Origin of the sequence: Virgibacillus necropolis, from assembly GCF_044793635.1 — a bacterium.
GTDB lineage: Bacteria > Bacillota > Bacilli > Bacillales > Amphibacillaceae > Virgibacillus_F > Virgibacillus_F necropolis_A.
The window spans coordinates 3,154,287-3,168,847 of sequence record NZ_CP084992.1 but is presented as its reverse complement, the minus strand read 5'-3'; the positions used below and the strand labels follow the sequence as shown (position 1 = coordinate 3,168,847).

The window sequence follows — 14,561 nt, the reverse complement described above, 5'->3', positions numbered from 1 at the left end:
CGTTAGAAAAGCGGAAGTTATAGGCGATGGAGCTAGACAAATAATTTAAGGACAATGAGGTGTGTTACGGTGAAAAAAACATTTTGGTTTATAAGTGGAATCGGATTAGCGGTTGCGATTTGTGTCTACATGTTGCTATCAAACAAGGTGACAGCAGAAATTCCATCTGCTTCGAGTTATGTAGCTGCATCTACAAACCTCTCCGTTCATTTTTCTGAAGAAATGGATCCAGATTCATTTACGAAAAAAACAGTCCATCTCGAGGATAGTAATCAAAACGCTATTCCCGTTTCGTTGCAGTGGAATGATAAACATACCATCCTGACAGTAAATGCGCCCGATAATGGATATACGATCAATAAGGATTATCAGCTATCGATCGCTAACACAGTGACATCTGCTGCTGGGGATGAACTTGCATCAGCATTTACATATGATTTCCATGCAGTTGGCGAACTACCTTCTATTACTGACAAGAAGCAATTAACCACGTTACTAAAAGAACGGACGAATAACAGACTTCGATTTTCTTCACAAAGTAAAAACAAATCGATGGAACTAGCAACTACAGATAAAAAGGCCTCTACGACAAACGTTCAAGAAAAAGGCATAAACGAAGGCGACATTGTTAAAACGAATGGTGAACATATATTTTTTGCTAGGAATAATGATGTTGTAATTGCCTCTGCCGATCAAAAAAATAGCACTGTAAAAAGCGTTATTCATGTTAAGGATTTTCGGCCTACCGAGTTATATATTCAAGATGATTTACTTGTTACTATTGGCAATAGTTTTCGTCAGCTAAAAACACCAACTGCAACGGAACAAGATCCTGTTCAAGCTGCTGAGATACATCTTATGCCTGAAAGTCAAACAACTGTTTATATCTATGACATTTCTAACATAGAAAAGCCCAAGAAGCTGCGAGAGGTTGCGTTAAATGGTTCCTTATCTGCTTCACGAAAAACGAAGGAACATATATATTTAATCGCAAACAGTTATCCGCCAGTCCATCTTTTCAGTGAAAAACGGAAAACGAAAGAAGATCTTAGACCTACTGTAAAAGATACAGCTGTCAGCAGTGAATACCAACCGATTGAATACAAGGATATGTATTTTTTCCCGGATTCTTATAAAAGCAGTTTTCTTATTACTGCCTCTATCGATTTGGGAAAAATGAATGAAGCAGCTAAGGTTGAGGCATATCTTGGAGCCTCAAATCATCTGTATATGTCTGAAAAAAATATGTATCTTGCTGTGAATAAGATGAAAGAGAACAATCAACCAAAGAATAATTCATCAAAAAAAACATTGCCTATGCCTATAGGAGAAATGAGTACGGAAATTTTTCAATTCCGCATTAAAAATGGAAGCATTACCTATCATGCATCGACGGAAGTTAAAGGTACGCTCCTGAACCAATTTTCAATGGATGAATATGAAGATACGTTTCGTGTTGCAACAACCAGTAGGAGCCCTCGGCAAAAAGAGCCTACTACAAATAATCTCTACACATTTAACCTGTCACTTCAACCACTCGGTTCATTAGAAAATTTAGCAGAGGGTGAACGAATTTATAGTGTTCGTTTTATGGATACAATCGCCTATATGGTTACCTTTAAACAGGTTGATCCATTGTTTGTAATTGATCTTAAAAACCCTAAAAAGCCTGCTGTCTTAGGGAAATTGAAAGTGCCTGGATTCAGTAATTATTTGCATCCACTGAATGATGACTACGTGATTGGATTTGGGCAGGAAACTGAGTTAGTCGAATCAAAACTTACTGACGAACCACGAGTACGCCAAAAAGGTTTAAAGATTTCTTTATTTGATGTTAGCGACTTAGCACATCCAGTTGAGGTCGATAGTGAAATTATAGGAGATACAGGCTCCTATTCTGCGGTCAATCGAAACCATCATGCTTTATACCAGCATCCTACAAAAAACTTGTTTGGATTTCCTGCTAACCTTTACGAATCAAAAACTGTTCAAAAAGGTGATGCTGTATACCAGGAACAGTCATTTGTATACGAAGGTGCATTTCTTTATCATATCTCACCAGAAAAGGGAATTGAATTAAAAGACACAATCACTCATCAGGAAGGCTCTCCAACTCATCCAAACTGGGAATCTGAGACCAAACGAATGGTGTCTGTTGGAGATTATCTATATACGTTATCTTTTAATTACATGAAAGTGTATGATATAAACGCTGAAGAAGTAATAAAAACGATTAATCTTCCATCGTTAGAAAAGTAAGTTTCACATAAAAAACGAGCATAATATGCTCGTTTTTTATGTGATAAGATTGTATATTAAGGCTCTTTTCGTACACATTGTTGCTTTTTCATCTCATAGTTGATATGACTGCGAAGTAAGTGCTATGTTGATTTCCACTGCGGACAGTTGCTTTCCGCGGGCACGGCCTCAGCCTCCTCGAGAAAACCACTCTGCGGGGTCTTCGGACACGTGCTGTTCCCGCAGGATTCAACTGTCCTAGTGAAAGGGGCTATATAGTTCTGCTTCCAGACACCATGTTAGCGGAGGAAATACACGAAGACTCCTGCGGAAACAGCGAAGACGATGAGACCCCGCAGTGAGCGGTTTTTGCTCGCGAGGAGGCTCAGCGCGAGCCCGCGGAAAGCGTAGTGTATTTCCGGAGCGGTACGCTATGACACAGTTTATATCTATTCTCTTATAAAGTAACAATCTTTGGGTATACCTAATGTAAAGACGGGGGACTTTCATCGATTGAGTTAGCGAGAATTATGTATATAATCAAGGAAGCAGGCATTGTCAAAATAAATATTAGTCTTATACTAAAAGAAGAAGAAATACCAAAAAACTCAGCAATCCCCCCACAAACTCCAAGTAATGACTTTTCTCCGGATGATCTTCTTAATTTATTTTTCAATCTCCTTTTCCCCTTTTTAAATCTTATTTTTCCCATGTTGTATAGTTTCCCTCACCAAAACCTATGTTTATTTTAACACAAAATTCAAATTATTTGGTTTGAATCTTGATAAGAATAACGATTTTAGTGGATCATGAAAAATGCAAAAAAAATAGCACAGTAAACTCATTCCGAATTACTGTACTAAGATATAATATTGTTTGTCCCATGGAACCAGGAAGCACTACATACTCTTTCTCTCTCTTTTTCGTTGCTTATAACTTAAGGTCATAATCGCAGCAACAAATATCGCAAATATACTAATTACCATTCCAATAAACAACCAGTTTAGTCCCTTATTTTCTTCTAAGGTGTAAATTTCAACTGTTTCACGATCCAATGTAAGTATATATTCGTCTTGTTCATTTTCACGTACAATATTGTCTCCAAGTAAACCACTTAATTGCATGCCTTCTGGTACATCTTTAACCGTAACCCTTTTGGTTTCGTTATCATTGTTAAAGGCAATAAACATAGTTTCATCTTTATAAGTACGTTTAAATACACTCAAAGCACCATTCGTGTCGACTAGATTGAAATCACCATGTGAAAGAACTGGAAATTGAGAGCGAATTGATGAGATTTTTTCCAAAAAGTCTCTAACTTTGGTGTCCCCACTATTAAATTGAACCATTTGAAGTACTTCTTTTGTCGTATCTCCATCCATCGGAATTTCCGTTCCTTGAAAAACGAGCGGAACACCAGGGCTTGTATACAAGTATGCCAAAGCTAGTTTCCATGTGGTTTGAGGATTTAGATTTCCTTCCACAATTTTACGTGTGAATCGTTCTGTGTAAGCATTATCCACATAAACCAGTCCTGCACGTTCACCAGTTTCTTCCCACGTTTCATAAATATTCGTTAATGGAGTTCCAACATTCGTAAAAACGTTTACGATAGATTCCTGAACTGGTGCGTTTTCAATTAACGGTATACCTAAATCCAAATATTCTTCATTTACTTTATCTTCATTTAAAACACCGCCAAGCAAATAGGCATCGGGTTTTACTGATTTAACATGATTAACAAAATCCGTTAAAAAAGCTGGTGATGATTGATCGATAGCATGAAGTTTATATCCATCAATATTTGCTTCTTCTATCCAGAAGGTAGCTGCTTCAAAAAGCATATCTTTCACTTCCGGATTAGATTGGTTAAGCGTAGTCGTATCGTCTAACCAAAGGGTATCTTTTACTGTAGTTTGCTTCGTCCAATCAGCTTTTGCTGGATCATCTACTAGAGGATGAGTAGGAGCAACAAAGTTCGTCACAAACTCTAGTACAACTTTCATATTTCGATCATGTGCTTCTTTAACTAATTTTTTCAAATCATCTAATGTACCGAACTGTTCTTCCACTTTAAAGAAGTCCTCTATCCAATAACCATGATATCCATTTGGGGCGTTAGCCATAATTGGCGACAATGAGATTGTTGTATACCCATGTGATTTAATTGTATCTAACTTTTTAATTATTCCTTCAATATCCCCACCGTGATAGGCAGAAGGATCCTCCAGATTGACTTGTTCTTCATTGGCTTGATTTCCGTTATTATAACGATCTACCACGATTGAATATATAATCTCTTCTTTAATAGGTTTTTCCGCTGCATTTACAGGGATTGTTCCTACAATGAAAAATAGGATTAATAAAGAAGATAGTATTGCTTTTTTCATACAAACGTCCTCCAGCTATTTATTTACCACTGTTAATTATTACGCTTTTTGCCCAATAGTCAATGGAGTTGCAAGGATTGTTAAAAATACTTCATAATTTATTTTTTAAATGCATCTATATGGGTGGAATATAACTTTTCCAATTCTTTGGTAGGAGCAATGTGCTTTTTCGCACTATTTACTGCGATTGGACCTTCATTGAATCCTCCTGCGATTAAAGGAAGTTTTGTAGTAAAATTAGCAAGGTCCCCTACTGCAAAAATCCCTGGAACACTTGTCTGCATATCACCATCTACCTTTATGGTGCCGTCTTTCATTTCCATTCCCCAATTACCAATTTCACCTAAATCTACAATAAAACCGTGATTAACAACGAGATCATCCAATTCAATATCATGAAAAACACCAGTTTCTGTGTTGTGAACAGTTACAGATGACAGACGATGCCCATCCCCGTTTAATTGATTGATCACACAAGATGTAAGGAGTGTTACCGAGGAATTTTTCATCTTCGTAATGTTGCTTTCATGCCCGGTAAATTGGTCCCGACGATATAAAAGTGTTACACTTTTGGCAATCGGTTCTAGTTCATTTGCCCAATCAATCGCGGAATTTCCACCACCTGAAATCACCACATTCTTGTCTCTAAATGTTCCCATTTCCCGTACATGGTAATGTAAATTATGATTCTTATACTGTGGTGCATCTGGCAAATCAAGCTCCACGGATTGTAATGGCCCAAACCCTGCTGCAAGAATTACTGTTTTCGTATAATGTTGAGTTCCATTGTGATCAGTTAAAAGAAAATTCCCATCTTCCAATTTCTCCATTTCAGTAACTCGAGCTTCTAAGGTGATTGTTGGATCAAATGTTTTCCCTTGTTCGATAAGCTGCTCGGTTAGCTTAGCCCCTGTCACCGTATGTATTCCGCCAATGTCGCGAATAACTTTATCCGGGTAGTAGTAAGCTACCTTCCCTCCTAAAAATGGTAAATGCTCGATAATTTTTGTTTTCATTTCTCGCATACCACTATAAAAAGCTGAAAATAACCCCGCTGGTCCCCCACCAATTATGGTAACATCAAATAACTCTAACTCTTTCTCCACTGTGATTCCCCTGCCTTTACTTTGTTTTCATTAATAAATAGATGAAATATGGTGTACTTAAAATAGCAACAATAATCCCTACCGGAATCTCTGTAGGTGCCAAAATAGTTTTTCCAATTGTGTCCGATAGCATTAACAATAAGGCCCCAATCAAGGTTGAAACCGGAATAATCCGTTGATGTGTCGGGCCAACAATTCTTCGCGCTATGTGTGGTACGACTAACCCTAAGAACGCAATTCCGCCACCTGCCGCAACACAAGCTCCAGCTAATGCAACAGCCAACAAGAGGAGTAAACGACGTTCACGCTCCACACTTGTTCCCAATCCTGCCGCAATATCATCGCCTAAATTTAATACGTTTAAGCTATTAGCCTTATGTAAGGTAAATGGAATCAGGATGAAAATCCATGGTAATAAAGCCCATACAAAACTCCAGTTTGCACTCCAAATGTCACCTGCCAGCCAAACCGTAGCTTGTCGAAAGTCTTGCGGATCCATCTTTAATTGAAATATGATTAATGCTGCACTGAATCCTGCATTCACACCAATCCCGACTAAAATTAACCGAATAGGATTGACCCCATCTTTCCATGCTAAAAAGTAAATCAGGAATGCTGCAAAAACCGCTCCGATAAGTGCAAAGACTGGCATAATAAAGGCCGAAACGGTACTTGATATGTTAATAGTATCTTGAAAGAAAAAGATAAATAAAACAACTGCCAGACCCGCACCAGTGTTGATGCCAAGAATCCCCGGATCGGCAAGGTCATTTTGTGTAACACCTTGCAGAATTGCACCTGAGACCGCAAGACCTGCACCGATTAACAATGCAAGCACAATACCAGGTAATCGGAAATCAAACAGTACTAACTCCTGCTTATCTGTTCCCTGACCAAACAACGTTTTGATAACTTCACTTGGTGTCAGTTGAATAACCCCAGTACTTAGGCTTACAAAAAACATGCCAATTATTAATACAATCAGTCCGACTATGATTGCAAGAAACTTTTTACGTTTAATCCTTTGTTCTGGTGTCATTATTTTCCACCTCCACTACCACGCGCTAAGTAAAGGAAGAACGGGACACCAATTAAAGAGGTAATAGCCCCTACAGGCGTTTCAAATGGTGCATTTACTAATCGCGCTACAACATCAGCCAACACTAATAAAAGTGCGCCAAAAATCGCCGATGACGGGATAATCCATCGGTAATCCGTCCCCATAATAAATCGGGTAATATGTGGAATAATAAGCCCAATAAATCCGACTGTACCAGCGATGGACACAGCTGCACCCGTTAAGACTAGCACAGCAATAATGCCGATAATTTTTATTAGAATATTATTTTGGCCCAGCCCTGACGCAATATCTTCACCTAAGCTAAGTATAGTTATCGATTTTGCAATTGAGATTGCTAGAACTAACCCAATCCCCCCTGAGATCAGAAGGATTTGAATCGACGTCCAGTTCGTTCCGGCAAGTCCACCTGCAAACCAAAAACTCATTTGTTTTTCCAGTTGAAAATGAAGCGAAATTATAGATGAGATTGAGCTGAGTAACGTCCCAATCGCAACACCCGCCAGCGCAAGCTTAACAGGTGTTAAGCCACTTTTTGAATAAGAGCCAACCATAAATACAAGGACAACCGCGATACCTGCCCCTGCATATGAAGCTAGTGTTAAGCCAATATTGGATACACCGGGGAAAAAGGCCAGCATAATCACAAGTGTGAATGCGGCACCATTTGTTACTCCCATAATCGATGGTGATGCTAATGGGTTTCGCGTCATCCCTTGCATAATCGCACCAGAAATGGCTAAGAATGCGCCGACTAAAGCTGCCCCAAATGCACGAGGTAATCGCAATTCCTGGATAACCTGATGAGAGGTTAAACTAGGATTAAATTGAAAAACCGCTTCCCAGACAGTTGATAGTTTAATATCAACTGCGCCATACGATACAGAAATCCCGATAGAAAAAATCAAAGCAACTATGGCAACTATATTTATTATCGTTTTTAATAAACGTGAATGCGTAATTGTAGCGATCATGATGGTCCCCTGACTTTATATGTATAATTAGTTTCGTTCGATTAAACATCTACTTTAACAGCAAATTCCTATATTTTCTTCCAGTGAAAGTATAGACATTATTCCTGTTCTCTGCAATGTTTGATTATCTATTTTTTTTCACACAAACAGTATATTGACATTATAAATGAAAATGATTATCATTTCCATTAGGAAAGTAAATTAATTCAGAGGGAGAATTATACATATGCGAATTTTTTCTAAAAAACAAATGCTCATGGTTTGTTCACTAGCCTTTTTGTTGGTGGTAGTTTCAGCTTGTGGCAATGATAGCAGTGATACAATATCAAAGGATTCATCAGAAGGATCAAAGAGTTCTGAAGTAACGGTAGATAGTAAAAAAGGTGAAGTAACCATTCCAGCCGACGTAGAACGAATTGTCGCTCCATTCCATGAAGATTCGTTACTAGCACTTGGTGTGACTCCTGTTGCAAAATGGGCAATCGGCAAAACTGTACAGCAATACTTGGAACCACAGCTAAAGGACTTGCCACGCATCGAATGGAACCTTCCACAGGAACAAGTTCTAGAACATAGCCCGGACTTAATCATCTTAGAAAGCAACCTCGCAAGTTACGAAGGTTCTTATGAGGATTACCAAAAAATTGCTACAACCTATGTTATGCCTGAGGATGTTACAACTAACTGGCGTAAACAAATTGAAGTTTTCGGTAAAATTCTTGGAAAAGAAGAAAAAGCAGATGAAGTGTTAGCAGCATATGATAAGAAGGTTGCGGATGCGAAAGAAAAATTAGCTAATTCAATTGGCGAAGAATCAGTTGCAATGATGTGGGTAGTCGGAGGGGAATTCTTTTTATTTGAAAAAGATCGTCACAGCGCTGAAGTTGCATACTCCGAGCTTGGTATTAAAGTACCGCCATTCGTTGAAAGCTTAGGTGAATCGAAAACCGCGTGGAATCCAATCTCCATGGAAAAGCTTTCGGAACTAAAAGCAGATCATATCTTCCTTTTAGGCCTAGAAGGAGAACAGGGACTTGAAACATTAGAGAAAAGTGATGTATGGCAAAGTATTCCAGCAGCTAAAAACGATCAAGTTTATATCATGAACGATCCAAGCTTCTGGACAAATAATGGTTTGATCGCATCCGAAAAAACAATAGATGCATTGGTAGAAACGTTAGTTAAATAATCTTTTTGTAGAACCCGGACGAGGCTTGATGGCTTTGCTCGGGTTTTTTATTGCGAGGTTGAAAACGCGAGCGAAAAATGCGAATGGCAGATATATTTTCAAATTGGCAGTTATATTTCCGTAACGGCGGATATATTAATAAATCAGCGGTTATCCTAATATATCGGCTGATAAAAGCCTAAATTGGCGGTTATAACTATAGCGCACAGAATAAAAATAAGGCCGCGCATCCTCAGATACACGGCCTTACTAATTTTAACCTGCAAATTATAATGGTAAACGTCCAAATCCTAAAATCAAGGTAATCACTACTGCGATTACTAGTTGAATCCAAAAGCTTTTTGTTGCTTCATGTCTTGCCATTTTCACAGCAATCATTTCCATTGCAAAAACAGCCCAAATTCCAGCCAATCCTTTAAAGATTGCCTCGCCCATCATTGAGCTTCCACCGAAGTATGCAGAGAGTAGTGAACCTCCGGAAAACAATATCAATAAGTAATCTAGTCTTAGAATCATATGTACGATTTTCGCGCCTTTTTCTTTACCTGATTTATTCAAAATCACAACAACGATAAACAGAATAAATGCAAGCGCCCACGCTGTTACATGTAAATGTGTAGTCATGTATTTTCATCCTTTCTACTTCCTATACTTCACAAACCTATCATATCACGTAAAAAAGGGAAATTCATGTGAATTATATTTGAACATTTATCATGCAGTAATTTTTAGAAAAAACTGTTATACTGAAAAAGTATTGTATTTTTTTAATGGAGGGATAATATGTCACATTCTAGTCAACACATTATCGATCAAACACAGGAATATGGTGCAAAAAACTATCATCCCCTTCCTGTTGTTATATCCAAAGCTGAGGGTGTTTGGGTAGATGATCCTGAAGGTAACCGTTACATGGATATGTTAAGTGCATATTCTGCTGTTAACCAAGGGCATCGTCATCCAAAAATCATTGATGCATTAAAAAAACAAGCGGATGCGGTTACATTAACATCACGCGCATTCCATAATGATCAACTTGGTCCATGGTATGAAAAGATTTGTAAACTAACAAACAAAGAAGCAGTATTGCCAATGAACACTGGTGCTGAAGCTGTTGAAACAGCTATTAAAACAGCTAGACGCTGGGCTTATGACGTAAAAGGTGTTGCAGAAAACAAAGCAGAAATCATTGCCTGTGAAGACAATTTCCATGGCCGTACAATGACAGCAGTTTCTTTATCATCGGAACCTGAAAATCAACGTGGGTTTGGGCCATTGCTTCCTGGAATTAAATTAATTCCATATGGTGATATTGAGGCACTTAAAGCAGCAATCAACGAAAACACAGCTGGTTTCTTATTTGAACCAATCCAAGGTGAAGCTGGAATTAATATGCCACCTGAAGGATTTTTAAAGGAAGCATTAGATGTTTGTAAAGAAAACAATGTGTTGTATATTGCAGATGAAATTCAAGCTGGACTTGGCCGTAGCGGTAAAATGTTCGCTTGTGACTGGGAAGATGTAACACCAGACATTCTAATTTTAGGAAAAGCGCTTGGCGGCGGAGTTTTCCCAATTTCATGTATCGTAGCTAATAAAGATATCCTTGGCGTATTTAACCCAGGATCACACGGTTCAACGTTCGGTGGAAACCCACTAGCGTGTGCTGTTTCAATCGCATCACTTGATGTTTTGGAAGAAGAAAATCTGGCTGACCGTTCACTTGAACTTGGTAATTACATGATGGATGAACTTAGAAAAATAGACAATCCAGTTGTCAAAGAAGTTCGTGGTAAAGGGCTATTTATTGGTGTAGAACTGACAGAACCAGCACGTTCCTATTGTGTAGAACTTAAAGAAAAAGGTTTACTATGTAAAGAAACACATGAAAATGTTATTCGATTCGCACCTCCATTAATCATTGAAAAAGATGATTTAGATTGGGCAATCGGCCACATTAAAGAAGTTTTACAAGGTTAATGAACCAAAAATGCGAACCTCCACTTAAAGAGGTTCGCATTTTTTAAAAGCGATGATTATTGCAATCCTAGAGAAGTGTGGAACACGCGCCCAATCGGAAGTGATAAACGTTAAAAAACCTAATCCTGATAACAGAACTGCGAATAATAGAATGATTGTATTTGGATCTTTGGTTTTATAACTGGCAAGTATTTGATCGAGTTGTTGCTCCGAAATAATGTCATCCTTGACCCACTTCTGTCCTTCACTCTTTAGCTTTGATCTATTCAAGAAGATTCTCCTCGATTTACATTATTTTTTCGAAAGGCCTGCTTCTTATTATATGTGAGAACCCTCCAAATCCATTCCAATGGTCCGAATTGATAGTGTCTAAACCACCATCTGCTTGCAAATACCTGTAATGTATAGATAATCACTACAATAATGACGCCTTCCAACGGGCTAATTGTTCCATACAAAGCGAAACCTATGCCATAAAATAAGATAAACATGATAACGGATTGAGAAATATAGTTGGTCAATGACATGCGGCCGACATGGACAAATGGTCTAATTAACTTCATTCCAAGGTCAGTTTTCGCCAATAAACCTATGGAGAAAATGTAAAATAACGCTGATGCGGAACCACCTAGATTATCCTGGATAAAGGAAAACCAGATAGGATTTCCATACGCATATGGACCTAACTTTAAGACCAGGAAAATTACAAGACTAATCAACCATCCCCATTTCAATACCTTTTGGAAACGCTCTATATCATGAAGCCATCTTTTCCGTGCGATAAACATACCCACTAAAAACAACGGTAATAGTGTACTTGTTAAAAATAAATACGAGATTCCGCCGTTTGCATACTCCCAATCCACATAATTCTGGGACCAAATGTCACTTAAACTATTACTTTGATAATTTACAATGGCTTGTTTAATTGCCCCATGATCAACAAAACCGAGGTACTCGCGGACATCATATAAAAACGTTGTATAGTATGTAACACTTATCCCCATCAATAAAAACGCCCATATTAACAAAGTTTTATTTTTCACTTTCACAAACAGTAATAGTAACAACCCAATAATTCCATATGACAATAAAATATCGCCATACCATATCGCAAAGGCATGTACGACGCCAAACCCTATTAATAGGAGGAGTCTGCGGAATAATATCCCGTATACATGTTCACCTTTTTCAACTAACCGATCGATCATTAGTTGAAATCCAAAACCAAATAATAAAGAAAATAATGTATAAAAGCTGGCTTGAAAAAATACATCAATGAAGCTTTGTACAAAATGATCGACTGTTCCAGGCCAAGCTCCTGCTTCACCACCATGCATGAAATATGGTGCTGAAAAAGCACCAACATTGACCATAAATATACCAAAAATCGCAAATCCTCTTGCTGCATCTATCCAAAGTAATCGCTTGCTCTCTCTAATTGGCTCTGCGCTCATTTAGTGTTCAACTTCCCTTCCCAATACAATTCTACTATCTATAGTATTCGATAAAGATCTAATAACCTCCTTTTTTTCGTGAAAAAATAAAGTCTACCCATAAACGCAGCGGATTGATGTTAAAATATTGATAAGCTTTTTCAAAATAAAGTTTTCTTGATCGTCTTGTATCACCATAATAACGGGTTTAGTATGGAGGAAATATGAAAAAAACTATAATGTATGGTCTTTTACTTTCACAAGCTATATTTTTTATCCTTTTACCATTATGGATGCAATTAACCAATTACCTTCACCCTCTTGTCATAGGGGTCGTTTGGTTTGGCTTTTCTTTCATTGCTTTATTCATTGTTTGTTGGGTGACAAAAGAAGAAATTCGAATATCAGCTTGGGTTTTTCACTTTACGACATTGTTTTATAGCATGGCATTACTTATCCTATTATTTTTCAGACCAAACACCCAAAAATACGATACCTTCAATCTCATTCCTTTTGACACCATCATTTTTTACCTATCTGGTGAAGTCCAGTTATTGATATCCTTTTATAATTTAGGTGCAAATATCGGCTTATTTATCCCATTTGGATTGTATTATCGGTATATCAGTCAAAAGCCTTCTTTTATCCGGATGCTACTAATCACGATTGTTCTGATATGCATGATAGAAGGTTTTCAATTTATTACTCGTCGAGGAAGTTTAGATGTGGATGATCTTCTATTAAATGTCTTAGGTGTTTCGATTGGGTATGTAATATATCCAGTTTTTCAAAAGGTGTTTGTGATGAAGGATTAATAAAACTTCATTTACTGTCCCTCCGTACAAAAGTTGCATTATTTTCAATTTTACTAATTATAGCATTTAACTTTCACAAAAGTAACTATGCTTTTAATCTTGTTTTTCATAGGATAAATCATTATTATTGTAATGGTACGAAAAGAGAGAGGAAGCATAGATTTATATGGACAAGCGTGTTTATTTACTAATGATTATCTCATTTGTTGTTGGGATGGTCGAATTAATCATCGGTGGAATACTGGATTTAATCGCAACAGATCTGCATGTCAGCCTTGGACAAGCAGGCTTCTTGATTACTATTTTTTCATTGATTTTTGCAATTGCAGCACCTATTTTATTGATTTTAACCTCCAAGGTGGAACGTAAACAATTAACATTAATTTCATTAATCATATTTTTACTTGGAAATATCGTAACAGTTTTCAGCCACTCTTATAGCTTACTAGTTATTGGGCGGATCATTTCGGCAACAAGTGGCTCCTTACTGATTATATTATGTTTAACAATGGCTCCGAGTATTGTCGATCCAAAATATCGGGGACGGGCAATCGGTATTGTTTCTATGGGTGTAAGTGCCTCACTCGTATTAGGTATACCGATCGGCTTAATGCTTGGTAATGCTTTTAGCTGGCGTGCTCCCTTTGTATTGATTAGTTTTTTAACCGTGCTTTCCATCATCGCCATTTATTTATATATGGACAAAGTTGAGCCAAAACCATCAATTCCGATTGGAAAACAGCTGGCAACATTAAAAAATCGGAAAATATTTTTTGCACAAAGCACGACATTTCTATTTTTAGCTGGGCACACAACATTGTATGCTTATTTGACCCCCTTTGTAAAAGAAACCATGGGAATTGAAGGGGCTTGGATAAGTATTATCTATCTAATTTTCGGGATAGCAGCGGTAAGCGGTGGTGGCTTTGGTGGTACGTTAGCAGATTTAATGGGTACAAAACGTACGATTCTAATAGCTATTATTGCTTTTGGAATTGCAATCTTTGCCATTCCATACACAACTTTTTTCCTGCCGTTATTTCTTGGTGTAATGATTGTTTGGGGTATGATGAGTTGGGCTATATCACCTGCAATGCAAAGCTATCTAATTGAAGCTTCCCCTGAAACATCAGACATTCAGCAAAGCTTAAATAACTCTGCTTTACATCTTGGTATTGCTATCGGTTCATTAATCGGCGGTGTTGTCATTGAACAAGCGTCAATTGAACAGACCGCAACTATCGGTGGATTGCTAGTCATTATTTCCCTTGGTACGGCTTTGTTTTCCATGCATGAAAAACATTCCGATTCCCATAAATACAAAAAGACACGGGTGTGAGCTCGTGTCTTTTGGC

13 protein-coding genes are annotated in these 14,561 nt (G+C 37.7%); 5 read left to right on the top strand and 8 right to left on the bottom strand.

Annotation, left to right across the window (positions count from 1 at the left end; all coding sequences use genetic code 11):
• Positions 1–69 precede the first annotated feature (69 nt).
• Positions 70–2,259 (top strand): beta-propeller domain-containing protein, encoded by a 2,190-nt coding sequence (locus LG329_RS15470; protein ID WP_404451716.1) that lies wholly within the window; start codon positions 70–72, stop codon positions 2,257–2,259.
• 463 nt (positions 2,260–2,722) lie between these two features.
• Here LG329_RS15470 and LG329_RS15465 read toward each other — a convergent pair whose 3' ends face one another.
• From LG329_RS15465 to LG329_RS15445, 5 genes are all read right to left on the bottom strand, one after another.
• Positions 2,723–2,914 carry a PspC domain-containing protein gene (locus tag LG329_RS15465; protein ID WP_404451715.1) on the bottom strand — a complete coding sequence of 64 codons (192 nt, stop codon included), beginning with the start codon at positions 2,912–2,914 and terminating at the stop codon, positions 2,723–2,725.
• A gap of 223 nt (positions 2,915–3,137) precedes the next feature.
• Positions 3,138–4,628 carry an alpha-amylase family glycosyl hydrolase gene (locus tag LG329_RS15460; protein WP_404451714.1) on the bottom strand — a complete coding sequence of 497 codons (1,491 nt, stop codon included), beginning with the start codon at positions 4,626–4,628 and terminating at the stop codon, positions 3,138–3,140.
• 98 nt (positions 4,629–4,726) lie between these two features.
• A complete protein-coding gene (locus LG329_RS15455) occupies positions 4,727–5,734 on the bottom strand; it encodes an NAD(P)/FAD-dependent oxidoreductase (protein WP_404451713.1) in 1,008 nt (335 codons plus the stop codon).
• A 16-nt stretch (positions 5,735–5,750) separates the two neighbouring features.
• Positions 5,751–6,773, bottom strand: coding sequence for a FecCD family ABC transporter permease (locus LG329_RS15450; protein WP_404451712.1), 1,023 nt, complete (start codon positions 6,771–6,773; stop codon positions 5,751–5,753).
• The gene (locus tag LG329_RS15445; RefSeq protein ID WP_404451711.1) at positions 6,773–7,786 is read right to left on the bottom strand and encodes a FecCD family ABC transporter permease; all 1,014 of its coding nucleotides are present in this window, start codon (positions 7,784–7,786) and stop codon (positions 6,773–6,775) included. Before LG329_RS15445 ends, LG329_RS15450 begins: the two co-directional genes overlap by 1 nt.
• A 226-nt stretch (positions 7,787–8,012) precedes the next feature.
• Here LG329_RS15445 and LG329_RS15440 point away from each other — a divergent pair, with 226 nt between their 5' ends.
• Positions 8,013–8,975, top strand: coding sequence for an ABC transporter substrate-binding protein (locus LG329_RS15440; protein ID WP_404451710.1), 963 nt, complete (start codon positions 8,013–8,015; stop codon positions 8,973–8,975).
• 267 nt (positions 8,976–9,242) lie between these two features.
• Here LG329_RS15440 and LG329_RS15435 read toward each other — a convergent pair whose 3' ends face one another.
• Positions 9,243–9,599: a YisL family protein gene (locus LG329_RS15435; protein ID WP_404451709.1), complete on the bottom strand. Its 357-nt coding sequence runs from the start codon at positions 9,597–9,599 to the stop codon at positions 9,243–9,245.
• 159 nt (positions 9,600–9,758) lie between these two features.
• Between LG329_RS15435 and LG329_RS15430 the strand changes: the two genes are divergently transcribed.
• The gene (locus LG329_RS15430) at positions 9,759–10,955 is read left to right on the top strand and encodes an ornithine--oxo-acid transaminase (RefSeq protein WP_404451708.1); all 1,197 of its coding nucleotides are present in this window, start codon (positions 9,759–9,761) and stop codon (positions 10,953–10,955) included.
• Positions 10,956–10,979: 24 nt separating this feature from the next.
• Here the strand turns inward: LG329_RS15430 and LG329_RS15425 are convergent, their stop codons facing one another.
• Positions 10,980–11,225: a DUF2157 domain-containing protein gene (locus LG329_RS15425; RefSeq protein WP_404451707.1), complete on the bottom strand. Its 246-nt coding sequence runs from the start codon at positions 11,223–11,225 to the stop codon at positions 10,980–10,982.
• Positions 11,222–12,412 carry a DUF418 domain-containing protein gene (locus tag LG329_RS15420; protein ID WP_404451706.1) on the bottom strand — a complete coding sequence of 397 codons (1,191 nt, stop codon included), beginning with the start codon at positions 12,410–12,412 and terminating at the stop codon, positions 11,222–11,224. Before LG329_RS15420 ends, LG329_RS15425 begins: the two co-directional genes overlap by 4 nt.
• A gap of 203 nt (positions 12,413–12,615) precedes the next feature.
• On the opposite strand from LG329_RS15420, the gene LG329_RS15415 reads away from it, so the two are divergent.
• Together LG329_RS15415 and LG329_RS15410 are read left to right on the top strand one after the other, a co-directional pair.
• Positions 12,616–13,206, top strand: a complete 591-nt coding sequence (locus LG329_RS15415) for a VanZ family protein (protein ID WP_404451705.1) — start codon at positions 12,616–12,618, stop codon at positions 13,204–13,206.
• Between the two features lie 166 nt (positions 13,207–13,372).
• Positions 13,373–14,545 (top strand): MFS transporter, encoded by a 1,173-nt coding sequence (locus LG329_RS15410; RefSeq protein WP_404451704.1) that lies wholly within the window; start codon positions 13,373–13,375, stop codon positions 14,543–14,545.
• Positions 14,546–14,561: the final 16 nt, after the last annotated feature.